19 protein-coding genes and 2 rRNA genes (1 of these 21 cut by a window edge) are annotated in these 23,492 nt (G+C 65.0%); 12 read left to right on the top strand and 9 right to left on the bottom strand.

Annotated elements, in window-relative coordinates; all coding sequences use genetic code 11:
* Together CLU95_RS11730 and rrf are read left to right on the top strand one after the other, a co-directional pair.
* A 23S ribosomal RNA gene (locus CLU95_RS11730) occupies window positions 1-2,289 on the top strand; it begins 587 nt to the left of the window's first position.
* 128 nt (window positions 2,290-2,417) lie between these two features.
* Window positions 2,418-2,530: ribosomal RNA gene (gene rrf / locus CLU95_RS11725) — 5S ribosomal RNA — on the top strand.
* Window positions 2,531-2,693: 163 nt separating this feature from the next.
* Here the strand turns inward: rrf and CLU95_RS11720 are convergent.
* From CLU95_RS11720 to hppD, 5 genes are all read right to left on the bottom strand, one after another.
* On the bottom strand, window positions 2,694-3,638 hold the full coding sequence (locus CLU95_RS11720; RefSeq protein ID WP_373668744.1) for an MBL fold metallo-hydrolase: 945 nt from the start codon (window positions 3,636-3,638) through the stop codon (window positions 2,694-2,696).
* Window positions 3,631-5,322 (bottom strand): AMP-binding protein, encoded by a 1,692-nt coding sequence (locus CLU95_RS11715; protein ID WP_099793269.1) that lies wholly within the window; start codon window positions 5,320-5,322, stop codon window positions 3,631-3,633. Before CLU95_RS11715 ends, CLU95_RS11720 begins: the two co-directional genes overlap by 8 nt.
* A 127-nt stretch (window positions 5,323-5,449) precedes the next feature.
* Entirely contained in the window at window positions 5,450-6,322 is an 873-nt protein-coding gene (phhA, locus tag CLU95_RS11710; protein ID WP_099793267.1) for a phenylalanine 4-monooxygenase, read from the bottom strand.
* A 20-nt stretch (window positions 6,323-6,342) separates the two neighbouring features.
* Entirely contained in the window at window positions 6,343-7,155 is an 813-nt protein-coding gene (locus CLU95_RS11705; RefSeq protein WP_099793265.1) for a transporter substrate-binding domain-containing protein, read from the bottom strand.
* 29 nt (window positions 7,156-7,184) lie between these two features.
* Window positions 7,185-8,312: a 4-hydroxyphenylpyruvate dioxygenase gene (hppD, locus tag CLU95_RS11700; protein WP_099793263.1), complete on the bottom strand. Its 1,128-nt coding sequence runs from the start codon at window positions 8,310-8,312 to the stop codon at window positions 7,185-7,187.
* A 157-nt stretch (window positions 8,313-8,469) separates the two neighbouring features.
* Here hppD and CLU95_RS11695 point away from each other — a divergent pair, with 157 nt between their 5' ends.
* From CLU95_RS11695 to CLU95_RS11675, 5 genes are all read left to right on the top strand, one after another.
* On the top strand, window positions 8,470-8,943 hold the full coding sequence (locus CLU95_RS11695) for an Lrp/AsnC family transcriptional regulator (RefSeq protein ID WP_099793261.1): 474 nt from the start codon (window positions 8,470-8,472) through the stop codon (window positions 8,941-8,943).
* A gap of 109 nt (window positions 8,944-9,052) precedes the next feature.
* The gene (locus CLU95_RS11690; protein WP_099793259.1) at window positions 9,053-9,781 is read left to right on the top strand and encodes a GNAT family N-acetyltransferase; all 729 of its coding nucleotides are present in this window, start codon (window positions 9,053-9,055) and stop codon (window positions 9,779-9,781) included.
* A gap of 90 nt (window positions 9,782-9,871) precedes the next feature.
* Window positions 9,872-10,750: an HlyC/CorC family transporter gene (locus tag CLU95_RS11685; protein WP_099793257.1), complete on the top strand. Its 879-nt coding sequence runs from the start codon at window positions 9,872-9,874 to the stop codon at window positions 10,748-10,750.
* Window positions 10,750-12,366 carry an apolipoprotein N-acyltransferase gene (lnt, locus tag CLU95_RS11680; RefSeq protein ID WP_099793255.1) on the top strand — a complete coding sequence of 539 codons (1,617 nt, stop codon included), beginning with the start codon at window positions 10,750-10,752 and terminating at the stop codon, window positions 12,364-12,366. Before CLU95_RS11685 ends, lnt begins: the two co-directional genes overlap by 1 nt.
* A 178-nt stretch (window positions 12,367-12,544) precedes the next feature.
* Window positions 12,545-13,615 (top strand): asparaginase, encoded by a 1,071-nt coding sequence (locus CLU95_RS11675; RefSeq protein ID WP_099793253.1) that lies wholly within the window; start codon window positions 12,545-12,547, stop codon window positions 13,613-13,615.
* 7 nt (window positions 13,616-13,622) lie between these two features.
* On the opposite strand, the gene CLU95_RS11670 is transcribed toward CLU95_RS11675, so the two are convergent.
* Genes CLU95_RS11670 through CLU95_RS11660 form a run of 3 tightly spaced genes read right to left on the bottom strand, consistent with a single transcriptional unit; the run spans window position 13,623 to window position 16,260 of the window.
* Window positions 13,623-14,456 carry a phosphatase PAP2 family protein gene (locus tag CLU95_RS11670; RefSeq protein WP_099797239.1) on the bottom strand — a complete coding sequence of 278 codons (834 nt, stop codon included), beginning with the start codon at window positions 14,454-14,456 and terminating at the stop codon, window positions 13,623-13,625.
* A gap of 11 nt (window positions 14,457-14,467) precedes the next feature.
* Window positions 14,468-15,295 (bottom strand): metallophosphoesterase family protein, encoded by an 828-nt coding sequence (locus CLU95_RS11665; protein ID WP_099793251.1) that lies wholly within the window; start codon window positions 15,293-15,295, stop codon window positions 14,468-14,470.
* Window positions 15,292-16,260 carry a diacylglycerol/lipid kinase family protein gene (locus CLU95_RS11660; RefSeq protein ID WP_099793249.1) on the bottom strand — a complete coding sequence of 323 codons (969 nt, stop codon included), beginning with the start codon at window positions 16,258-16,260 and terminating at the stop codon, window positions 15,292-15,294. The genes CLU95_RS11665 and CLU95_RS11660 overlap by 4 nt, the downstream gene beginning before the upstream one ends.
* Before the next feature lie 227 nt (window positions 16,261-16,487).
* On the opposite strand from CLU95_RS11660, the gene glyQ reads away from it, so the two are divergent.
* Genes glyQ through CLU95_RS11635 form a run of 5 tightly spaced genes read left to right on the top strand, consistent with a single transcriptional unit; the run spans window position 16,488 to window position 21,937 of the window.
* Window positions 16,488-17,396 carry a glycine--tRNA ligase subunit alpha gene (glyQ, locus tag CLU95_RS11655; RefSeq protein WP_056577308.1) on the top strand — a complete coding sequence of 303 codons (909 nt, stop codon included), beginning with the start codon at window positions 16,488-16,490 and terminating at the stop codon, window positions 17,394-17,396.
* A gap of 15 nt (window positions 17,397-17,411) precedes the next feature.
* Window positions 17,412-19,544, top strand: coding sequence for a glycine--tRNA ligase subunit beta (gene glyS / locus CLU95_RS11650; protein ID WP_099793247.1), 2,133 nt, complete (start codon window positions 17,412-17,414; stop codon window positions 19,542-19,544).
* A 19-nt stretch (window positions 19,545-19,563) separates the two neighbouring features.
* Complete coding sequence (gene gmhB / locus CLU95_RS11645) at window positions 19,564-20,157, top strand: D-glycero-beta-D-manno-heptose 1,7-bisphosphate 7-phosphatase (protein WP_099793245.1); 594 nt, start codon at window positions 19,564-19,566, stop codon at window positions 20,155-20,157.
* Window positions 20,157-20,936: a lysophospholipid acyltransferase family protein gene (locus CLU95_RS11640; RefSeq protein ID WP_099793241.1), complete on the top strand. Its 780-nt coding sequence runs from the start codon at window positions 20,157-20,159 to the stop codon at window positions 20,934-20,936. The genes gmhB and CLU95_RS11640 overlap by 1 nt, the downstream gene beginning before the upstream one ends.
* A gap of 59 nt (window positions 20,937-20,995) precedes the next feature.
* Window positions 20,996-21,937 (top strand): M48 family metallopeptidase, encoded by a 942-nt coding sequence (locus CLU95_RS11635; RefSeq protein WP_099797237.1) that lies wholly within the window; start codon window positions 20,996-20,998, stop codon window positions 21,935-21,937.
* Between the two features lie 751 nt (window positions 21,938-22,688).
* Here the strand turns inward: CLU95_RS11635 and CLU95_RS11620 are convergent.
* Window positions 22,689-23,459, bottom strand: coding sequence for an SDR family oxidoreductase (locus CLU95_RS11620; RefSeq protein ID WP_099793237.1), 771 nt, complete (start codon window positions 23,457-23,459; stop codon window positions 22,689-22,691).
* Between the last annotated feature and the right edge of the window lie 33 nt (window positions 23,460-23,492).

Genomic DNA, 23,492 nt, shown 5'->3' with positions numbered 1-23,492 from the left:
CAGTGGCAAGGTTAACCGAATAGGGAAGCCGTAGAGAAATCGAGTCCGAATAGGGCGATCAGTCGCTGGGTGTAGACCCGAAACCAAGTGATCTATCCATGGCCAGGATGAAGGTGCCGTAACAGGTACTGGAGGTCCGAACCGACTAGTGTTGCAAAACTAGCGGATGAGCTGTGGATAGGGGTGAAAGGCTAAACAAACTTGGAAATAGCTGGTTCTCTCCGAAAACTATTTAGGTAGTGCCTCAAGTATTACCATCGGGGGTAGAGCACTGTTTTGGCTAGGGGGTCATGGCGACTTACCAAACCAAGGCAAACTCCGAATACCGATGAGTACAGCTTGGGAGACAGAGCACCGGGTGCTAACGTCCGGACTCAAGAGGGAAACAACCCAGACCGCCAGCTAAGGTCCCTAAAATTGGCTAAGTGGGAAACGAAGTGGGAAGGCTAAAACAGTCAGGATGTTGGCTTAGAAGCAGCCATCATTTAAAGAAAGCGTAATAGCTCACTGATCGAGTCGTCCTGCGCGGAAGATGTAACGGGGCTAAGCCAGTTACCGAAGCTGCGGATTTGCAATTTATTGCAAGTGGTAGGAGAGCGTTCTGTAAGCCTGTGAAGGTGCGTTGTAAAGCGTGCTGGAGGTATCAGAAGTGCGAATGCTGACATGAGTAGCGTTAAAGGGGGTGAAAAGCCCCCTCGCCGTAAGCGCAAGGTTTTCTACGCAACGTTCATCGGCGTAGAGTGAGTCGGCCCCTAAGGCGAGGCAGAGATGCGTAGCTGATGGGAAACAGGTCAATATTCCTGTACCGATTGTTAGTGCGATGTGGGGACGGATCTTAATAGGTCATCCAGTTATTGGATTATTCTGGTTTAGTTGGATGTAGGCGTGCATTAGGCAAATCCGGTGCACATATACCGAGGCCAACGATCGAGCGGACTTGTCCGTGAAGTGACTGAACGAGGTTCCAGGAAAAGCCACTAAGCTTCAGCTAACAACGACCGTACCGCAAACCGACACTGGTGCGCGAGATGAGTATTCTAAGGCGCTTGAGAGAACTCAGGAGAAGGAACTCGGCAAATTGACACCGTAACTTCGGAAGAAGGTGTGCCCTATTAGTGTGTAGTGAACAACGAAGCATGAATGGGTTGCAAAAAATCGGTGGCTGCGACTGTTTATTAAAAACACAGCACTCTGCAAACACGAAAGTGGACGTATAGGGTGTGACGCCTGCCCGGTGCTGGAAGATTAAATGATGGGGTGCAAGCTCTTGATTGAAGTCCCAGTAAACGGCGGCCGTAACTATAACGGTCCTAAGGTAGCGAAATTCCTTGTCGGGTAAGTTCCGACCTGCACGAATGGCGTAACGATGGCCACACTGTCTCCTCCTGAGACTCAGCGAAGTTGAAATGTTTGTGATGATGCAATCTCCCCGCGGAAAGACGGAAAGACCCCATGAACCTTTACTGTAGCTTTGTATTGGACTTTGAACAGATCTGTGTAGGATAGGTGGGAGGCTTTGAAGCAGGGTCGCTAGATCTTGTGGAGCCAACGTTGAAATACCACCCTGGTGTGTTTGAGGTTCTAACCTAGGTCCATTATCTGGATCGGGGACAGTGCATGGTAGGCAGTTTGACTGGGGCGGTCTCCTCCCAAAGCGTAACGGAGGAGTTCGAAGGTACGCTAGTTACGGTCGGACATCGTGACGATAGTGCAATGGCATAAGCGTGCTTAACTGCGAGACTGACAAGTCGAGCAGATGCGAAAGCAGGACATAGTGATCCGGTGGTTCTGTATGGAAGGGCCATCGCTCAACGGATAAAAGGTACTCTGGGGATAACAGGCTGATACCGCCCAAGAGTTCATATCGACGGCGGTGTTTGGCACCTCGATGTCGGCTCATCTCATCCTGGGGCTGTAGCCGGTCCCAAGGGTATGGCTGTTCGCCATTTAAAGAGGTACGTGAGCTGGGTTTAAAACGTCGTGAGACAGTTTGGTCCCTATCTTCCGTGGGCGCTGCAGATTTGAGGAAGCCTGCTCCTAGTACGAGAGGACCGGAGTGGACACACCTCTGGTGTATCGGTTGTCACGCCAGTGGCATTGCCGAGTAGCTAAGTGTGGAAGAGATAACCGCTGAAAGCATCTAAGCGGGAAACTCGTTTCAAGATGAGATCTGCCGGGGCCTTGAGCCCCCTAAAGAGTCGTTCAAGACCAGGACGTTGATAGGTCAGGTGTGGAAGCGCAGTAATGCGTTAAGCTAACTGATACTAATTGCTCGTGCGGCTTGACCCTATAACTTTGATCAATCTGATCAAGGTGTTATGCCAAGTTGACGCATTCAAAATAATTCGCCAAAAGCTGATTCCAAACTCTATGAATTCGTTTGATTGATCGTGTGATCAATCGGACAACCCTTTATGCCTGATGACCATAGCGATTTGGTACCACTCCTTCCCATCCCGAACAGGACAGTGAAACGAATCAGCGCCGATGATAGTGCGGGTTCCCGTGTGAAAGTAGGTCATCGTCAGGCTCTTACAGCCCAGAAAACCCCAGTCAGCAATGACTGGGGTTTTTTGCTTTGCGCGACGCAAGGACGAAGAGCTCGCAAAACAAGAACAAGCGAATAGACAGACAAAGAAAAAGCGCCAACTCGAAAGAGGTGGCGCTTTTTTATTGCGGCAAACAACGGCCAATCAGGCGTTGCGAACTCCCAAAGCATCGGATTGCGCTGCGCCAACTGCAATCAGCTCCGACAGCAAGTCCGCCGTCAGATCGACCAGCGTCTCACCCGCAAAGAATCGAGCTCGAATCAGCTCGAAATACGGCGTGCCCTCAAGCCACGCTCCCCACTCAGCGTGCGACACCGCATGCAACTCCAGCAGCTTGAACTTCATCAACACCTTCATCGCATGGCGCGCGTGCTTGATCGGGTCTCGCTGCAAGCCAGCTAAACGCCGGCGCGCCGTCTCCAAAGCTCGGTCGACATCGACAAAGACTCCGCCATGACCTGGAATCACCTGCAGGGGTGCCAACTTCTCGATCAAATCGAGCGTAGCTGCGATATCTCCGAACGAAGGTTCGCCCATCAGCTCGGGAAAGGCGATGCCGAACCCGTTTTCCCACAGCGCATCTGCTGAAATCAGGGTCCGCGACACCGGATCGAACAGGATCACCGAATGCGGATCGTGGCCCGGAGCGCCATGCACTTGCCACGCGCTGTCTCCCAGCAGGCATTCAGTGCCTGGCTCGAGCAATCCAGTGAAGCCAAAACGCGGGCAACTCTGCCCCGTTGCAAGAAAACTCAGACCTTGCGCATCCCATCGCTCGACCAGCGCCGCTTCTCCAGGCGGAATGTCCGTTCGCATCGACGGATAGCGCTGCTGCAAAGCCGCATTCCCCCCACAGTGATCACTGTGCAGATGCGTGTTCAGTACCCGATCAAGCGGACGCTCTCCCAACACAGACTCCACCAAGGCCAGCGTCTGATCGGCGTGCGTGGCATACCCCGTGTCCACCAGCGCCGTTTCCCGCGCGCCGACGAACAGGATGTTGTTCGACGACAGCCAGCCCCGTTCGAACACGACGACATTCGCCGGCAGTCCGGCGCTGGCTTCCCCGTGCCCCACGCCGTCAGGCACCGGCGCTGGTGCGCAGCTCGCGCCGCAGGATCTTCCCCACGTTGGTCTTGGGCAGCGACTCGCGGAACTCGATGTGCTTCGGCCGCTTGTAGCCGGTGAGCTGTCCGTTGCAATACTGGAGCACGGCGTCTTCCGTCAGCGTCGGGTCCCTGCGGACCACGAAGACCTTGATGGCTTCGCCTTGCTTCTCGTCCGGCACGCCGACCGCCGCGCATTCGACAACCCCCGGGCACAGCGAGATCACGTTCTCCAGCTCGTTGGGGAACACGTTGAAACCGCTCACGAGAATCATGTCCTTCTTGCGGTCGACGATCCGGCTGTAGCCGTCTTCCTGCATCACGGCGATGTCGCCGGTGCGCATGAAGCCGTCGGCCGTGAAGGCGGCCGCCGTCTCGGCGGGCTGGTTGTAGTAGCCGGTCATCACGTTCGGACCCTTGATGCAGAGTTCGCCCGCCTGGCCGATCGGCAGCGATTGGCCTTCATCGTCTTTGATCGCGATCTCAATGCTCGGCAACGGCAGGCCGATGGTGCCCGTGAACTTCGTGTTCGACACCGGGTTGTTGGTGCCGATCGCGCAGGTTTCGCTCATGCCCCAGCCTTCGATCATCGGGCAGCCGGTGGCCTCGAACCACTTGCGCGCCGTGCCTTCGGAGGCCGCCATGCCGCCGGCCTGCGACACGAACAGCGTGGAGAAGTCGACCGTCTTGAACTCCGGGTGCATCAGCAGCGCGTTGAACAAGGTGTTCACGGCCGGCAGCATGTGGAAGGGCCGCTTCTTCAGCACAGCGACGAACTTGTTGAAGTCGCGCGGGTTCGGAATCAGCGTCATGTGCGAGCCCTGGCGGATCACCAGCAGGCACAGCGTCAGCGCGAAGATGTGATACAGCGGCAGCGCCGCGATGCTGTTGACCTTCGCGAGGTCGCCGGCCCGCGCCAGCGCCGGTGTGAACCAGGCTTCGGCTTGCAGCGTGGCGGCGACGATGTTGCGGTGGGTCAGCACCGCACCCTTCGACAAACCGGTGGTGCCACCCGTGTACTGCAGGAAGGCGATGGAATCGAGCGTGCTCTGGTCGGGTCCGAGCGTGCGCCCGCGGCCATCGGCAATCGCTTGCTTGAACGGCGTGACCGTACGGCCTTCGCTCAGCGGCAGCTTGTAGGGCGGCACCATCTTGGCCAGGTGGCGCACGGCCACCGTGATCCACGTGCCGTACAGCCCGCCGAGCAGGTCGCCCATCGCGGTCATCACCACGTGCTTGACCGGCGTGCGCTCGATCACCTGCTCGAGCGTGGCGGCAAAGTTCTCGAGGACGACGATGGCCGTGGCGCCGGAGTCCTTGAGCTGGTGTTCCAGCTCGCGCGCCGTGTACAGCGGGTTGACGTTCACGCAGGTGTAGCCCGCGCGCAGCACGGCACACATCGTGACCGCAAACTGAGGCACGTTGGGCAGCATGATCGCCACCCGCGCGCCGGGCTCGAGGCCACGCGACTGCAGCCAGGCCCCCATCGCTTTGGAGAGCTCGTCGAGCTCGCCGTACGACATCCAGCGCTCCATGCAGACCGAAAACGGCCGGTCCTTGTAGCGGCCGAAGGCCTCGTCGAACATGTGAGGCAGGGAGCGGTACTGCTCCGGATGAATCTCGTGCGGCACGCCGGCCGGATAGTTCTGTTGCGCGGATGTCTGCATGCAAGCTCCTTTGGCGCGGATTGTGGGAGCCAATGCCTCCCACCCGCCAGCGGGCTTGTCCTAGGGGCGCATGCCGGGTGTCGCGCAGGCGATAGCCGCCGTGTGCGCCCGGGTCATTGCGATGCGATCAGGCGTTGCCGGATTCGCCCGGCAGCAGCACGCCGGCCGGGATGTCGGCCTCGACTTCGAGCGCGCGGTACAGCGGCGTGAAGTCGGGTGCCGTGAGATCGAAGAGCTGCGCGAAGTTCTCGATCACGAAGTAGTTGGCCTGGTAGGTGTCGATCTTGTATTGCGTGCGCATGGTGCGCAGCAGGTCGAGCGGCAGGCGGTGCGGCTCGGGGCTGCGCACCGCGTGCTGCAGCTCGCCGACCGAACTCAGGATGCCGGCGCCGTAGGCGCGCAGGCCCTCGGGCTGGCGGATCAGGCCGAACTCGACCGTGTACCAGTACAGGCGCGCCAGCTTCTCGCCGGCACCCAGCTCGTGTGCCTTCATGCCGCCCTGGCCGTAGCGCTGCACGTAGTCGGCGAAGGTCGGGTCGAACAGCATCGGCACGTGGCCGAACAGATCGTGGAACACATCGGGCTCGACGATGTAGTCGAACTCTTCGGGCTTGCGGATCCAGTCGGTCACGGGGAACTTGCGGTTCGCCAGCAACGTGAAGAAGGGCAGCTCGGGAATCAGCCCCGGCACCGCCACGATCTCCCAGCCGGTGGCGCGGTGCAGGCGCTCGTTGAGCTCCTCGAAGCGCGGGATGCGGTCTTTCACGCCGAGCAGCGGCAGCGCCTGGATGAAGGCGTCGCAGGCCAGGCCCGGCAGCTGCGCGGCCTGGCGTTCGTACAGCCGCTTGTAGGTGTCGTGGTCGGCTGCCGTGTAGCTGGCCCAGTCTTGCGGGCAGGTGTAGTCGGCTTGCACCGAACCGCCGCGCGAGTAGTCGCCGCGCGGCGGGCGATCGGAGGCGCCATAGACGGCGGGGGTGACAACGGCGGCGGGGGTATCCATGGGGCGTCCGGTTTCTCGGGTTATTTGAGCCAGCGGTCCATCACGCGCTGGAAGTCGCCGCCGGCTTGCTGCAGGTGCAGCCATTGGTCGACATACGATTTGAAAGCCACGTCGTCGCGCGGCAGCATCCAGGCCATCTCGCCGTACTGCAGCGGCTTGTCGGGGTTCACCGCGCACAGCCCGGGCTTGAGCTTCTGCTGCGTGATGGCTTCGGCCGATTCGGTGACGAACACGTCGACGCGGTTGGCCAGGATCTCGTCGAAGATCGTGACGTTCTCGCCGTGCAGCGTGAGCTTGGCCTGCTTGAAATTGGTGCGGGCGAAGCGTTCGTTGCTGCCGCCCGGATTGAAGATCACGCGGGTCGACGGCTGGTCGATGGCCGCTACGCTCTGGTACTTGGCCACGTCGGCGCAGCGCGCGATGGGCGTCTTGCCGTTGACCATGTAGGGCGCGCTGAAGAAGGCGCGCTTCTGGCGGTCGGTGGTCACCGACACGCCGCCCACGGCGATGTCGCACTTGCCTGCAGCCAGGTCGGGCAGCAGGTTGGCCCAGGTCGTCTTGACCCACTCGGGCTTGGCGCCGAGGCTGGCGCTGAAGCCCGCCATCAGGTCGACGTCGATGCCTTCGAACGAGGCGTCGGCCTTCTGGAAGCTGAAGGGCCGGTAGTCGCCCGGCGTGCAGATGAGCAGCACCGCCGCCTTCTGCACCGTGTCCAGGTGCGAGGCACCCGGGCCGGCCGCAGGCGGCGCCGAGGCACAGCCCGAGAGCACGACCGCAGCGGCGGCTGCCGCGACGAAGGAAGTGACGACAGTCGAAGAAGACGCGTGGCGCATGCCGGGCTCCAGGGCAGTGGTGAAGCGCCTTATTTTGCGGCGCTCAGCACGCCGCGGCGCATCTGGTCGAGCTCGATGCTCTCGAACAGCGCCTTGAAGTTGCCGTTGCCGAAGCCGTCGTCGCCCTTGCGCTGGATGAACTCGAAGAAGATCGGGCCCAGCTGGTTCTCACTGAAGATCTGCAGCAGCAGTGCGTCCTTCTTGCCGTCGATCAGGATCTTGCGTTTCTTCAGCTCGGCCACGCTTTCGCCGTGCTCGGGAATGCGCTTGTCGATCAGCTCGTAGTACGTGTCGATGGTGTCCAGCAGCGTCACGCCGTTGGCGCGCAGCGCGTCGACGCTCTCGTACAGGTCGTCCGAGCCCATGGCGATGTGCTGGATGCCCTCGCCCTTGTACATGTCCAGGTACTCCTGGATCTGGCCGGCCTGTTCCTTGCCCTCTTCGTTGATCGGGATGCGGATCTTGCCGCAGGGGCTGGTCATGGCCTTGCTCTTCACGCCCGTCACCTGGCCTTCGATGTCGAAGTACTTCACTTCGCGGAAGTTGAAGAGCTTCTCGTAGAAGTTCGCCCACACGTCCATGCGGCCGCGGTACACGTTGTGCGTCAGGTGGTCGATGTAGGTCAGGCCGTTGCCCTTGCGCGTGAGCGCGTCCTGCGACGACACGCCCGGCAGCGCCTCGAAGTCCACGTCGTAGAAGCCGATGTTGCCGATGTCGCCCGGCTGCGCGCCGTTCTTGCCGGGCCAGCGGTCCACCAGGTAGATCAGGCTGTCGCCGATGCCCTTGATTGCGGGAATGTTCAGCTCGCCCGGGCCGGCCTTGTCGGCGAAGCCCCAGGCGCCCAGCGCGGTGGCGCGCTCGTAGGCCTGCTTGGCGTCCTGCACGCGGAAGGCGATGGCGCACACGCTCGGGCCGTGCTCGCGTGCGAAACGCTGGGCGAACGAATCGGGCTCGGCGTTCAGGATGAAGTTGATCGTGCCCTGGCGGTACAGCAGCACGTTCTTGTGGCGGTGCTTGGCGATGGCCACGAAGCCCATGCGCTCGAACACCTGGCCCATCGCGACCGGATCGGGTGCCGCGTATTCGATGAATTCGAAACCGTCGGTGCCCATCGGGTTCTCCCAGGGCGTGAAGGCGGGGGCGTCGGTGTGGCTCATGGGTGCTGTCTCCGAAAAGTGGGGAAAGTTGTGCAGAAAGGAAAACAAAGGCCCGGATTCGGGCCGTGCTGCACTGTAGGTCGGAAGGCTTTCAGGTTTTCTGCGTTTCTGGGCGCCTCTGATGGTCATGACGCATGAAAACTGCAAAAATGGCGAAATGGAAGCACTCGACAAGATCGATCGACTCATTCTGCGCATGCTGCAAGCAGACGGCCGCGCCACCTACGACCAGATCGCCGAGCAGGTCAGCCTGTCGCCCAGCGCCGTGCTGCGGCGGGTCAAGCGGCTTGAAGAGCACAAGGTCATCGACCGCTACGTGGCCCTGGTTCAGCCTGAGGCGGTCGGCCTGGGCCTCACCGCCTACCTGAACGTGCGGCTCGAAAAGCACACCGAAAGCCACAAGCGCAACCCCATGGACCTGTTCCGCGCCAGCGTACAGACCTGGCCCGAGGTGGTCGAGTGCGCCGCGCTCACCGGCGACATGGACTACCTGCTGCGCGTCGTGGTGGCCGACATGGCGCACTACAGCCGCTTCATCATGGACACCCTGCTCAAGCACCCCAGCGTCCAAGACTGCAAGACCAGCTTTGTGCTCGATCGTGTCAAAGCCACAACATCTGTGCCCGTTTAACCACAAATTGGTTGCGTAAAGACCACGGGCTCTGGTATCGAGTCACGAATGCGTCCAGAAAGTGTCCTGATGGGCTTGGTGATTAAGGGAAAACCCTTACATTTGAACCATGCTTACCGCCAAGACCCTCCTCAAAGCGTCTCTCGGCCTCGGCTCTTTCCTGAAGGCGCCGATGGTTGAAGCGCAGCCGCGCGCCGTCAGCGCGCCACCGCCCGTCATGGTGCCGATCCGCTCGATCGGCCCGCGCGAACGCGAGCGCATCGCGCGCCACCTGCTCGACCTGACCCCGCACGACCGCTACCTGCGCTTCGGCTATGCCGCGGCCGACGAACAGGTCTTGCGCTACGTCGAAGGCCTGGACTTCGACCGCGACGAACTGTTCGGCATCTACAACCGCCGCCTCGACCTGATCGCGATGGCGCACGTGGCCTACGCGCCCGGCGACGAGCACAGCGACTGCGCCGAGTTCGGCGTGTCCGTGTCGGCGCATGCCCGCGGCCGCGGCTACGGCGCGCGCCTGTTCGAGCGTGCCGTGGTGGCCGCGCGCAACGAAGGCGTGGGCATGCTCTTCATCCATGCGCTGAGCGAAAACGCGGCCATGCTCAAGATCGCCCGCAACGCCGGCGCCACCGTGGTGCGCAGCGGCTCGGAGTCGGAAGCCCACCTGCAGCTGCCCACCGCCACCTTCGACAGCCGCATGAGCGAGATCGCGCTGGAACACTACGCTGCGGTCGATTTCGCGCTCAAGAGCCGCGCCAAGCAGTTCTGGGCCTTCCTCGCGAGCGTGCAGGAAGTGCGCAGCGGCATGCGCGAAGCCCGCGGCAAATCAGCACCTTGAGCGGGCAGGGCCGGCCTATGCCGGCCGGACGGTAGAGCCTGTCATGCGCAATCCGTTATCCTTGCCTTTCTTCAACTCCGCCCTCCCGCAGTGGCCGACCCTCACCCTGAACGCGCTCCCGTTGAACGGGAAGACAAGCGTGGCTTTCTCCAGAAGCTCGCCGAATTCATCCACCCCGGCCCCGATTCACGCGACGAGCTGATCGAAACCCTCGCCGACGCCGAGGACAACGAAGTGATCGGCGCCGAATCGCGCGTGATGCTCGAAGGCGTGCTGCGCATGGCCGACATGACGGCCGGCGACGTGATGGTCGCCGCCCCGCGCATGGACCTCGTGAACATCGACGCGCCCTTCGATGCGCTGCTGCACTCGGTGATCCAGACCGCGCACTCGCGCTTTCCGGTCTACGAGGGCGAAAAAGAAAACATCATCGGCATCCTGCTCGCGAAAGACCTGCTCAAGCTGCAGCGCGCGCCGGGCCTGAACATTCGCGCGCTGCTGCGTCCGGCCACCTTCGTGCCCGAGAGCAAGGGCCTGAACGACCTGCTGCGTGAGTTCCGCGGCAACCGCAACCACCTGGCCATCGTCATCGACGAGTTCGGCCGCGTGGCCGGCCTCATCACCATCGAGGACGTGCTCGAGCAGATCGTCGGCGAGATCGAAGACGAGTTCGACATCGCCGAAGACGAGGGCGACATCTTCGGCCTGGCCGACCACACCTACCGCGTCTCGGGCGACACGCCCATCGAGCGCGTGGCCGAGGCTTTCGGCATCGTCTTCAACGAAGAACAGCTGAGCGAAGACTTCGACACCATCGGCGGACTCATCGCGCACGAGATGGGCCACGTGCCCAAGCGCGGCGAGCACCACGCCATCGGCGGCTTCGACTTCGTCGTGCTGCACACCAAGGGCGGCGCGGTGCGCTGGTTCCGGGTGTCGCCGGCGCGCGGCGGCGACGCGGCCGACTGATGCCGGCGCCCGCAGCAGCGGCCCCGGCCCGCGTCTCGCCATCTTCTTCCCCTTCCTCCGCCGCCAGCGGTTTCCTGCGCCTGCTCGGCTTCGGCCTCGCGGGCGTGGCGCAGGCCCTGTCCATCGCATGGCCCGGCGACGGCCGCCCGTTGTGGTGGTTGCAGCTGCTGTCGCTGGCCGCGCTGGTCTGGTTGCTCGACGGCCTGCGCGCGCAGGGCGCGGGCTGGCGCCGCGCCGGCCTGCACGGCTGGGTGTTCGCGACCGCGTGGCTCACCGGCAGTTTCTGGTGGCTCTTCATTTCGATGCACACCTACGGCGGGCTGCCGGCGCCGCTGGCGGTGATCGCCGTGCTCGCGCTGGCCGCGGCACTGGCGCTCTACTACGCCGTGGCCTGTGCCTGGTTCGTGGTGCGCGGGCCGGCGGGGCGCATCGCGGGCGCCTTGGTGTTCGCCGCGCTGTGGACGCTGGCCGAGCTCGTGCGCGGCAGCTGGTTCACCGGCTTTCCCTGGGGCGCGGGCGGCTATGCCCACGTTGAGGGCCCATTGGCCGCGCTGGCGCCGTGGGTCGGCGTGTACGGCATCGGCGCGGCGGCGGCACTGACCGTGGCGCTGGTCGCGCGACGCCTGCCGCTGCGCGGCGTGGTGCCGGCGGCGCTGGCCGCGGTGCTGCTCGCCGCGGTCTTCGTGCTGCCCAACATCGTCTCGCCGCTGCCTGCTGATGCGCGCGGCGCGCAGGGCACCGCCGGCACGCTGCAGGTTGCGCTGCTGCAGGGCAACATTCCGCAGGACGAGAAATTCATTCCGGGCGGCGGCATCGAAACCGCACTGCGCTGGTACGCCGAACAGCTGCGTGATGCCAAGGCCCAGCTTGTGGTCACGCCCGAAACCGCACTGCCGCTGCTGCCGCGCCAGTTGCCCGCCGGCTACCTCGACGCCATCCAGGAACGCTACGGCCAGCCGGGCACGCAGCAGGCGGCCATCGTCGGCCTGCCGCTCGGCGACGGGCCCGGCACGTACCGCAACGCCGTGCTGGGTTTCCTGCCCGGCGCGACGCAGCCTTACGCGTACAGCAAGCACCACCTCGTGCCCTTCGGCGAATTCATTCCGCCGGGCTTTCGCTGGTTCATCCGCATGATGAGCATCCCGCTCGGCGACTTCGAGCGCGGCGGGCTCGCGCAGGCGCCCTTCGTCTGGCAGGGCCAGCGCATCGCGCCCAACATCTGCTACGAAGACTTGTTCGGCGACGAGATCGGCGCGAACTTCCGCGACGAGGCCACGGCGCCGACCATCCTGCTCAACGTCAGCAACATCGCCTGGTTCGGCGACTCGGCCGCCATCGACCAGCACCTGGCCATCTCGCGCATGCGCGCGCTCGAGTTCGCGCGGCCGATGGTGCGTTCCACCAACACCGGCGCCACCGTGGTGATCGACGCTGCAGGCCGCGTCACGCACCAGCTGCCACGCCTCACGCGCGGCGTGCTCGAAGCGCCGGTCGAAGGCCGGCGCGGGCTCACGCCCTTCGCGCGCTGGGTGGCGCCGTTCGGCCTGTGGCCGTTGTGGATCACGGCGCTGGCCGTGATGGCCATCGCCTTCGCGCTGGGGCGCCGGCGGGGCTGAACGGGCGGCGCTTCGGTGTCGCCGTCGCCCGACCGCGCCGAACGGCAACCTTCTTCTTCTCTTTTCAGGCGCCACGCATGACCGCATGCCATGCCGGCATGCGACGGCCCTGCACGCGGGCATGGTTCATGTATCTTCCTCGCCGCCTCGAGAAACATTCTCAAACCAAGGAGCCCGTATGTACTTTTCTCCCCATTTCCGTGCCTTCGCGGCCGGTGCCGTACTGCTCGCGGCCAGCGCGCTCGCGCAGGCCCAGCAGGCGCTGCCCAACGTGGTGATCCTGGCGACCGGCGGCACCATCGCCGGTGCCGGCGCGTCGGCCGTCAACAGCGCGACCTACGCGGCCGCCAAGGTCGGCGTCGAGAAGCTGATCGCCGGCCTGCCCGAGCTGGCCAAGGTTGCCAACGTGCGCGGCGAGCAGGTGTTCCAGGTGGCCTCCGAAAGCCTCACCAACGACAACCTGATGACGCTGGCCAAGCGCGTCTCGGCGCTGTCCAAGCAGTCGGACGTCGACGGCATCGTCATCACCCACGGCACCGACACGCTGGAAGAAACCGCCTACTTCCTGACGCTCACCGTGCACACCAACAAGCCGATCGTGGTGGTCGGTTCGATGCGCCCGGGCACGGCCCTGTCGGCCGACGGTGCGCTCAACCTGTACGACGCCGTGAACGTGGCGGGCAGCAAGGACGCGATGGGCAAGGGCGTGCTCGTGACGATGGGCGACAACATCGACAGCGGCCGCGACGTGAGCAAGAACGTCAACATCAAGACCAGCGCGTTCTCCAGCCAGTGGGGTCCGCTGGGCATGATCGTCGAGGGCAAGAACTACTGGTTCCGCGCACCGGTCAAGCGCCACACCATGAACTCGGAGTTCGATATCGACACCATCACCGCGCTGCCGCCGGTCGAGATCGCGATGGGCTACGAAGGCGTGTCGTCGGTGGCCATCGATGCGATCGCCAAGAGCGGCGCCAAGGCGCTGATCCACGGCGGCACGGGCAATGGCTCGGTGGCCGACCGCATCGTGCCGAACCTGCAGAAGGCGCGCACCGACGGCGTGATCGTCATCCGCAGCTCGCGCGTGCCCGACGGTTTCGTGATCCGCAACGCCGAGCAGCCCGACGACAAGTACGACTGGGTGGTGGCGCACGACCTGCGCCCGCAGAAGGCACGCATCCTGGCGATGGTGGCTTTGACCAAGACCAACAACACCAAGGAACTGCAACGCATCTTCTGGGAGTACTGATCTCAGGTCAGCGCGCGGTGCGGCGCTTGCGGTGCCGCGCGTATTCCAGGCTGCTCACGCACACGAGCAGCCAGCCCAAACCGGTCAGCAGGCCGGCCGCGACATCGCTCGCGAAGTGCACCTGCAGGAAGATCCGGCTGCAGGCGATGGTGACGATGGCCGCCACCGCGGCCATGGCGGCCGGCACATGCCAGCGCGCCGGCAGCAGCCGCAGCGCCAGGTACAGCAGCATCCCGTAGCTCACGATCGCGCCCGAGCTGTGGCCGCTCGGAAAGCTGAAACTCGTTTCCAGTGCCAGCCCGTGGTCATGCACCGGCCGGGCCCGCGCGAAGATGTGTTTGAGCGCGGGGTTCAGCACCACGATGCCGCCGAGCGCGGTCACCCAGCCCAGTGCCAGCCCGCGGTGCGCGTTTCGCCAGAGCAGCAGCGCGACCACCCCGCACACGGGCGCGAGCAGTTGCGCATCGCCCAGGTGCGTGAGCCAGCTGAAGCTCACGAGCGCGCCCCACGGCACGTGGGCGCCGATGGCGTCGGCGAGCGCCTGGTCGGCGCGGCCCATGGTGCGTCCGTCGCCGAGGTGCGAGGCGATCCAGGCGACCAGCACCGCCGCCGCAAGGATCAGCACGAAGCCCAGGCCCAAACCAAGCGCCAGGCGCGATTCATCGGGCTCGCCGGTGTCGGGCAAAGGATGGCGCCGCTGCAGCATCCGGCAGGCGAGGCCGGCGCCGAGCACCGACACGGTCAGCGCGAGCGCGAACCAGGCCAGGGCGTGTTCGCCCAGCTGTTGTGCGAGAAGAATCAAGGGGGAAGAAGAAAGAAGAAGGGTGTCCGCTGAAGGCATGCGGCGCAACCCTAAGGGCCCGCCGCGCGGCTGGCAAGCGGAAGCCGTAACAGGTCAACGGGCATGAAGGCCTTGTCGGCTGCCGAGTGGTCCCAGCGTTCGACCACGCAGACGCGCTGCGCGCCGTCGCCGGTCGATTCCGTGCGCAGCACGTTCACCGAATTCGGCGCGTCCCAGCGCACGCGCGTCGACACGGCGGTGCCGGCCTGCACCGCCCAGGCGGTGGGCGGACAGCCTTGAAAGTGCTCGTCCAGCGGGCGCACGAAAGGCAGGTGGATGTGGCCGCCGACGATCAGGTCGGCGCCCGCCGCCGTCCAGCGCGCCACCGCCGCCTCGCGCCCGTGCAAGCGGTTCTGTCGGTCTTCAGGCCGCGTCACCAGCACCGGTTGGTGCGTCACGACCACGCGCACCTGCCGGGGCGTGGCGCTCGCCAGCCGGGCCGCGACGCGCTCGACCTGCGCGAGCGACACCTCGCCGTCTTCGTGCCGGTACCAGCGCGTCGTGTTGACCGTGACCACCAGCCAGTCGTCGCAGGCGAACACCGGCTCCAGATCAGGACCGAAGGCTTCTGCGTAGCGACCGTAGGGCGCAAAGACGCGCGCCGCCAGCTGGCACAGCGGAATGTCGTGGTTGCCCGGAATCGCGACCACCGGCGCCGCGAGCCGGTCGGCGAAAGCGCGCGCCGCCGCGAACTGGCGGCGCGTGGCGCGCTGCGTGATGTCGCCCGACAGCAGCACCGCCTGCGGTGCCAGCGCGTGCGCGAGGCGTTCGAGCGCCTGCAGCACCTCGGGCTGCTCGGTGCCGAAGTGCGGGTCGGACACTTGCAGCAGGCAGCTCATGGCCGCGCCGCCTCCAGCTCGGGCGCGCTGTCGGGCCGCACCAGCCACAGCGGGTCGGGCGCCACGCGGAACAGCAGGGGCATGTCGACCCAGTCGATCTCGCCGTCGGTCGCGATCTTCACGCGGCGCGGCGTGCGCAGCCGGCCGGCTTTCACCGTCATCGACTCGAAGGGAAAGCTCAGCACCTCGTCGGCGTCGCCCAGCCGCCCGAGCGCGCCGCGCACCAGCAGCCCCGGCATCGCCAGCAGGCCGACCGGCTTGAGCGCCACCGCCGTCAGCTGGCCCTGCTCGGGCGCCTCGGCGTGCTCGACGCCCGCCTGCATCAGCTGCAGCGGGTTGTTGCCCACGAACAGCGTGGGCGTGCGGATGTCGCGCTCGTGGCCGTGCGAGGCAATGCGCAGCTGCCAGTGACGATGGCGCCCGCGCAGCACGGTCAGCAGGCCCGAGTAGAAGGCGATCCAGCGGTGGCGGCCGAAGCGCGCCTTGTGGGTTTCGCGCTCTTCCAGCAGGTCGGCATACAGGCCCATGCTGGCATTGACGAGGAACACGCGGTCGTTCACCAGCCCCACCTGCACGGGCCGCGGCTGTTGTGTCAGCAATACCTGCAGCGCCTGCGCCGTGTCGCGCGGGATGCCGTGGGTGCGGCTGAAATAGTTGAAGGTGCCCTGCGGCAGCACGCCGAAAGGGCAGCCACTGCCCAGCGTGGCCTGGGCCACGGCGTTGATGGTGCCGTCGCCGCCCGCGGCCACCACCACGCCGCCCACGGCCCGGGCGCGCTCGACCGCTTCGCGCGCCAGCGCCTGCACGCGGCCGGGGCCGTCCACGAGGAACACGCGGTGCCGGCGGCCGTCTGCCGCGAAGGCGTCGTCGATGACCTGGCGGGCCTGCGCGGCGCTCTCGCTGCCGGAGCCGGCATTGAGCACGATGAAAAAGGAAGTGTCGGGTCCGATGTGGGGCGGTGCCATGCAGTGAGAGAGGGGGAAAGCGCAGGAAAGTGCCGAAAGCGGCGGGAAACGCAAAAAAGCGCGCGGGGCCGGGCTTTGTCCCACGTCCGCGCGGGCTGTTGCGGCAGCCGGCATCCCGAGCGGCTGTGGGAGAGTTGCCCTCCCGCGAACGTAAAATCGTCCGCTTTCGCGGCCTGTGCCGCGCCACCGTCCCGTCCAATGTCCGGCCCCCGACGCCGGCCAGCTTCATGTTGACCTTCCAGCAAATCATTCTCAAACTGCAGTCGTACTGGGCCGACAAGGGCTGTGCGCTCCTGCAACCGTACGACATGGAAGTGGGCGCAGGCACCTCGCACACCGCCACCTTCCTGCGCGCGCTCGGCCCCGAGCCCTGGAAGGCCGCCTACGTGCAGCCCAGCCGCCGCCCCAAGGACGGCCGCTACGGCGAGAACCCCAACCGCCTGCAGCACTACTACCAGTACCAGGTCGTGCTCAAGCCCGCGCCCAGCAACATCCTGGAGCTCTACCTCGGCAGCCTCGAGGCCCTGGGCTTCGACCTGAAGAAGAACGACATTCGCTTCGTCGAAGACGACTGGGAGAACCCCACGCTCGGCGCCTGGGGCCTGGGCTGGGAGGTCTGGCTCAACGGCATGGAAGTGACGCAGTTCACCTACTTCCAGCAGGTCGGCGGCATCGACTGCAAGCCCATCACCGGCGAGATCACCTACGGCCTGGAGCGCCTGGCCATGTACCTGCAGGGCGTGGACAACGTCTACAACCTCACGTGGACCGACGGCCTGAGCTATGGCGACGTCTACAAGCAGAACGAGGTCGAGCAGTCGACCTACAACTTCGAGCACAGCGACGCCGAGTTTCTGTTCACCGCCTTCAACGCGCACGAAAAGCAGGCCAAGCACCTCATGACCGAGCAGCTCGCGCTGCCGGCCTACGAGCAGGTGCTCAAGGCCGCCCACAGTTTCAACCTGCTCGACGCGCGCGGTGCCATCAGCGTGACCGAGCGCGCGGCCTACATCGGCCGCATCCGCAACCTCGCGCGCAGCGTGGCGCAGAGCTACTACGACAGCCGCGAACGCCTGGGCTTCCCGATGGCCCCGCGCGAATGGGTTGCGCAGATGCCCCCGAAGAAAGCCGCCTGAGCGATGACGACCCCCATGAACAAGAACTCCCTCCTGGTCGAACTGTTTGTCGAAGAGCTGCCGCCCAAGGCGCTGAAGAAGCTCGGCGAGGCCTTTGCCGGCGTGCTGCGCGAACAGCTCGTGGCACAAGGCCTGGCCGAGGCCGGCTCGGTGCTCACACCGTATGCCTCGCCGCGCCGCCTGGCCGCGCACCTCACGCACGTGGCCGAGCGTGCCGCCGACAAGGCCGTGTCGCAAAAGCTCATGCCCGTGGCCGTGGGGCTCGACGCCTCGGGCCAACCGACGCCCGCGCTGCTCAAGCGCCTGGCCGCCCTCGGCGCCGACGCCTCGGCCGTGCCTGGCCTCAAGCGCGCCATGGACGGCAAGGCCGAAGCCCTGTTCTACGAAAGCACGGCCAAGGGCGCCACGCTGGCCGAAGGCCTGCAGAAGGCCCTGGCCGAAGCCATCGCCAAGCTGCCGATTCCGAAGGTCATGAGCTACCAGCTCGAAAGCGGCTGCGAAATGCCGGGCTGGAGCAGCGTGAGCTTCGTGCGCCCCGCGCACGGCCTCGTGGCGCTGCATGCCGACACCGTGGTGCCCATCGAGGCGCTGGGCCTGAAGGCCGGCCGCGAGACGCACGGGCACCGCTTCGAAGCAGCGGTCGACCCCGTGGTGCTGCGCGATGCCAACAGCTACGCCCTGCAACTGCAGGACGACGGTGCCGTCATCGCCAGCTTTGAAGCGCGCCGCGCCGAAATCGCGCGCCAGCTCGCAGCGGCTGCGGTCAAGGTCGGCGGCGGCTCGGTGCCGATCCACGACGACGCGCTGCTCGACGAAGTGACCGCGCTGGTCGAACGCCCCAACGTGCTGGTGTGCAGCTTCGAGCCCGAGTTCCTCGAAGTGCCGCAGGAGTGCCTCATCCTCACGATGAAGGCCAACCAGAAGTACTTTCCGCTGCTCGACGCGCAAGCCAAGCTGACGAACAAGTTCCTCGTCGTCAGCAACATCACGCCCGACGACGCCAGCGCGGTCGTCCAGGGCAACGAGCGCGTCGTGCGCCCGCGCCTGGCCGACGCCAAGTTCTTCTTCGACCAGGACCGCAAGAAATCGCTGGCCTCGCGCGTCGAGTCGCTGGGCAAGGTCGTCTATCACAACAAGCTCGGCACGCAGGGCGAACGCGTGCAGCGCGTGATGCACATCGCGCGCGGCATTGCCGAGAAGCTCGGCGACACCACGCTCGCCGCGCAGGCAACCCAGGCCGCCCAACTGGCCAAGGCCGACCTCGTGACCGACATGGTCGGCGAGTTCCCCGAGCTGCAGGGCACCATGGGCCGCTACTACGCGCTGCACGACGGCCTCGATGCGGCCGTGGCCGACGCCATCGAAGACCACTACAAGCCGCGCTTCGCCGGCGACGAGCTGCCGCGCAACAGCGTGGGCCTCGCGGTCGCGCTGGCCGACAAGCTCGAAACGCTGGTCGGCATGTTCGGCATCGGCAACCTGCCCACCGGCGACCGCGACCCGTTCGCGCTGCGCCGCCACGCGCTGGGCGTGATCCGCATGCTGATCGAGAAAGACCTTGCGCTGGGGCTCGACGCCCTGCTGCAGGACGCCGCTGCGCAATTCAGCGCCATCGACGGTTTCGACAGCAGCAAGGCCACGGTCGAGCTGCGCGACTTCATCCTCGACCGCCTCGCTGGCAGCCTGCGCGAGCAGGGCGCCAGCGCCCAGGAAGTCGACGCCGTGCTGGCCCCGCTGCCGCAGCGCCTGGGCGAAGTGCCCAAGCTGCTGGCGGCCGTGCGCGCCTTCGCCGCACTGCCCGCCGCCGCCGCGCTGGCTGCCGCCAACAAGCGCATCGGCAATATCCTGAAGAAGGCGCCCGAAGCCGACGCCCACGTCAGCGAGCTGCTGCTGCAGGAGCCCGCCGAGAAAGCGCTGCACGCCGCCATGGCGCAGGTCGTGCCCGCTGCCAACGCCCAGTTCGACGCGGGCGACTACACCGGCTCGCTGCAGACACTGGCCGCGCTGCGCGAACCGGTCGATGCGTTCTTCACCGACGTGATGGTGAATGCCGAGCAGGCCGACCTGCGGCTGAACCGCCTGGGCCTGCTGATGTCGCTGCACGCCGCGATGAACCGCGTGGCGCAGCTCGAGCGGCTGGCTGTCTGATCCTTCTGGCAACCTCACCATGGGTGGCTCCGCCATGAAACTCGTCATCCTCGACCGCAACGGCACGATCAACGTGCACCGCGAAGATTTCGTCAAGAGCGACATCGAGTGGACGCCGCTGCCCGGTGCGCTCGAGGCCGTGGCGCGGCTCAACCATGCGGGCTGGCACGTGGTGGTCGCGTCGAACCAGTCGGGCCTGGGCCGCGGGCTGTTCGACATGGCTTCGCTCAATGCCATGCACGCCAAGATGCACAAGATGCTCGCGGCCGTGGGCGGCAAGGTGGATGCGGTGTTCTATTGCCCGCACAGCCCCGACGAGGGTTGCGACTGCCGCAAGCCCAAGGACGGGCTGTTCCTTCAGATCGGCGACCGCTTCGGCATCGACCTGAAGGGCGTGCCGACCGCGGGCGACAGCCTGCGCGACCTGCAGGCCGGCGCGTCCGCCGGCTGCGAACCGCACCTGCTGCTCACGGGCATGGGCGCGGCCTGCCGCGGGGTTCACCCGTTGCCTTCCGAATATCCGGCGGACACGAGGGTGCATGACGACCTCGCCGCCTTTGTCGACTTTTTGCTCGCGCGCGAAGCGCGGGCTGCACTGCAGGTGGCTGTCTGATGGCGTTTATCCGTTCCGTTCTCCACGCCCTGTGGATGCTTGTCACCGTGGTGCCCTGGGGCATCATCATGTGCGTCTGCTCGCTCTGGACGCGCGGCATTCCGCTGTACTGGATGGCCGCGCGCTGGCTCGGCTGGGCGGTCGACGGCGCGCGCGTCATCATGGGCATCCGCACGCGCGTGACCGGCATGGAAAACCTGCCGACCGACCAGCTCGCCGGTGCCGTGCTGCTGGTCAAGCACCAGTCCACGTTTGAAACCTTCCTCATGCCCACGCTGATGCCGCACCCGCTGGCCTACGTGTTCAAGAAGGAACTGATCTACGTGCCCTTCTTCGGCTGGGCCATGGCCCGGCTGGACATGATCCACATCGACCGCAGCCAGCGCGCGCAGGCCTTCAACAAGGTCGTGAGCCAGGGCCGCAAGCTGCTCGCGCAGGGCATCTGGATCATCATGTTCCCCGAAGGCACGCGCATTCCGCGCGGCCAGAAGGGCACCTACAAGAGCGGCGGCACGCGCCTGGCCTGCGAAACCGGCGTGCCCGTGATTCCGATCGCGGTGACGTCGGCCAAGGTCTGGCCGCGCAAGGCCTTCGTGAAGCGTCCCGGTGTGGTCGACGTGTCGATCGGCCCGGCGATCTCGAGCGTGGGCCGCAAGCCGGACGAGCTGATGCGCGAAGTCGAAGCTTGGATCGAGGCCGAGATGCGCCGCCTCGATCCCGAGGCCTACAGCGACAGCCCGGCGCAGCCGCAGCAGACGTTGCCGCGCGAAGCGGGCTGACGCACTGCCTCTACCTGTTCTGAATCGGGCCCGACATGCGGGGAATGCTGCAGTTCACGATGGACCTCTTCGAGGGGCTGGGGAGCACGCCGGCGCCTGCTGCTGCGCCGCCCAGGCGGCCGCGGAAGAAGGCGCCAGCGCCTGTGCCGCCCGCTGCTCCCGTGCCGGCTGTCACCCCTTCATCCATTGGACCCGTTGATCCGCGTCCTGCGGTGCCGTTGGCTGACACGCTGACGCTGGCGAATTTCACACACCCACAAGCCACGCGTGAAGTGGTGCTGGGGTCGGCGCGGGTGGCCTATGAGTTCAAGCGCGGGCAGCGCAAGACGATCGGTTTTCTTGTGGGCGCCGAAGGCTTGTCGGTGCGTGCGCCGCGGTGGGTCACGCTGCGGGATGTCGATGCGGCGGTGCGGGAGAAGGCCGACTGGATTCTGCGCAAGCTGGCGGAGACGCAGCAGCGCAATGCGCGTGTCGAGGCGACGCGGATTGCTTGGGAAGACGGGGCGGAGTTTCCTTTTCTTGGCGAGCTGGTGGTGATCCGGCTTGATCCGAAGCACGGGTTCGCGAGCGTTGGCGGGACGCTTGATCCTGCCGTTGAAGTTGGCGGGCCGCGTACTTTGCGGTTGGCTGTGGCGCAGAACGCTGCGGCTTCGCAGATTCGGGATGCGGCGCAGGCCTGGCTGATGCGGCAGGCGCGGAAGCTGTTCATCGAGCGGCTGGATCACTTTGCGCCGCTGCTTGGCGTGTCATGGCAGAAGCTGTCGCTCTCTAACGCTGCTACGCGGTGGGGGAGTGCGAGTGCGGATGGGTCAATTCGGTTGAACTGGCGGTTGATTCACTTTCGCCTGTCTGTGATCGACTACGTTGTGGCGCATGAGCTGGCGCATCTGCGGGTGATGGACCATTCGCATCGGTTTTGGGAGACTGTTGAGAGTGTTGTGCCTGATTACGGGGCGCTTCGGCAGCAGTTGAAGGATGAGGCTGTGCCTCGGTGGGGCTGATCTTTCTCTTTTGCTTCCCGAGGCCGGGAGTTCCGCCCGGCGGCGGACTTACTTTCTTTTGCTTCGCCAAAAGAAAGTAAGCAAAGAAAAGGCGACCCCACTGTCTGCGTCCCTCCGCTTCGCTGCGGGCAACCTGCGGTGCTCGCGTTTCGCGGGGTCTCGCAGAACTCGCTTCGCTCAAACAGCTGCGAGCCCTGATCCGCGAAACGCTGCGCTCCTCGGCGCATACAGAGGGGATTTGGATACCAAGCGGGCCGTCGCTTCGCTCGGCCTGGGAACTTCCAACAGCCGGATGCCACCGTCGCTCTCGCAGATTGCTGCGCGAGCCATTCGCGCTGCGACACGCCCACCTTATGCGCGAACAGCTCTGGCCCTGGCTCGGCTCCTGCACTTGCACTTGTGTCTGCGCTCACGGCAAGGCCAACGCGATTCCGAATGCCAACCGCCGCAGGCGCGAAGCGCCTGCGGCGGCTTGGTGGCCGAGCGAAGCGATGGCCCGTCGGTATCCCAACCCCTTCTGTATGCGCCGAGGAGCGGAGCGTTTCGCGGATCAGGGCTCGCAGCTGTTTGAGCGCAACGCAGTGGAGCGAGTTCTGCGAGACCCCGCGAAACGTGAGCACCGCAGGTTGCCCGAAGCGAAGCGCAGGGACGCAGACAGCAGGGTCGCCTTTCTTTTGCCTACGTTTCTTTGGCGAAGCAAAGAAAAGTAGGTCGCCCGCCGGGGCGAGACCCGGCCTCGGAACACAAAGGCCTAGCGAGCGTGCGTGACCCCACCGTCCACAACAAGCGTAGACCCCATCACATAGTCCCCAGCCCGCGACGCCAGAAAAATAGCCGCCCCAGCCATATCTTCAGGCGTGCCAATGCGCCCAGCGGGAATGCGCCCCTTCACTTCATCCCCGTGATCCCGCGCATCCTTGTTCATATCCGAAGCAAACGCCCCCGGAGCAATCGCACTCACCACGATCCGGTCCTGCGCCAACCGCAGCGCCATCCGCCGAGTCAGCTGAATCAACCCCGCCTTGCTAGCCGCATACGAATACGTCTCTTGAGGATTCACAGAAATCCCGTCAATAGAAGCAATGTTGATCACCTTAGACAAATGATCCGTAGCAGCCTTCTTGAGCATCGGCGTCAACGCCTTGGTCAGGAAGAAGGGCGTCTTCAAATTCAGGTCGACGACCTTGTCCCACCCACTCTCAGGAAACTCCTCATACGGCGCCCCCCAAGCAGCCCCAGCGTTGTTGACCAAAATATCCAGCGACCCTTCATGCTTCGCATAAGCATCGACCAGCGCCTGAGCCCCTTCCAAAGTCGAAACATCGGCAGGCAACGACACGCAATGCCCAAAAGCCGACAGCTCCTTCGCCGTCTGATCGCAAGCCGCAGCCTTGCGCGCCGAGATGTACACACGCGCGCCCTGCGCCAGAAAGCCCTCCGCAATCATGCGACCGATGCCGCGCGAGCCGCCGGTGATCAAGGCGCTGCGGCCCTTCAGCGAGAAGAGTTGGGTGGTGTCCATGTGCGTTTGTCTCCTGAGTGGTGAAAGAGAGGA

Origin of the sequence: Variovorax sp. 54 (assembly GCF_002754375.1) — a bacterium.
Taxonomy (GTDB): domain Bacteria; phylum Pseudomonadota; class Gammaproteobacteria; order Burkholderiales; family Burkholderiaceae_C; genus Variovorax.
Note: the sequence above shows the minus strand (reverse complement) of the source record. Positions and strands in the feature narration are given on the sequence as shown.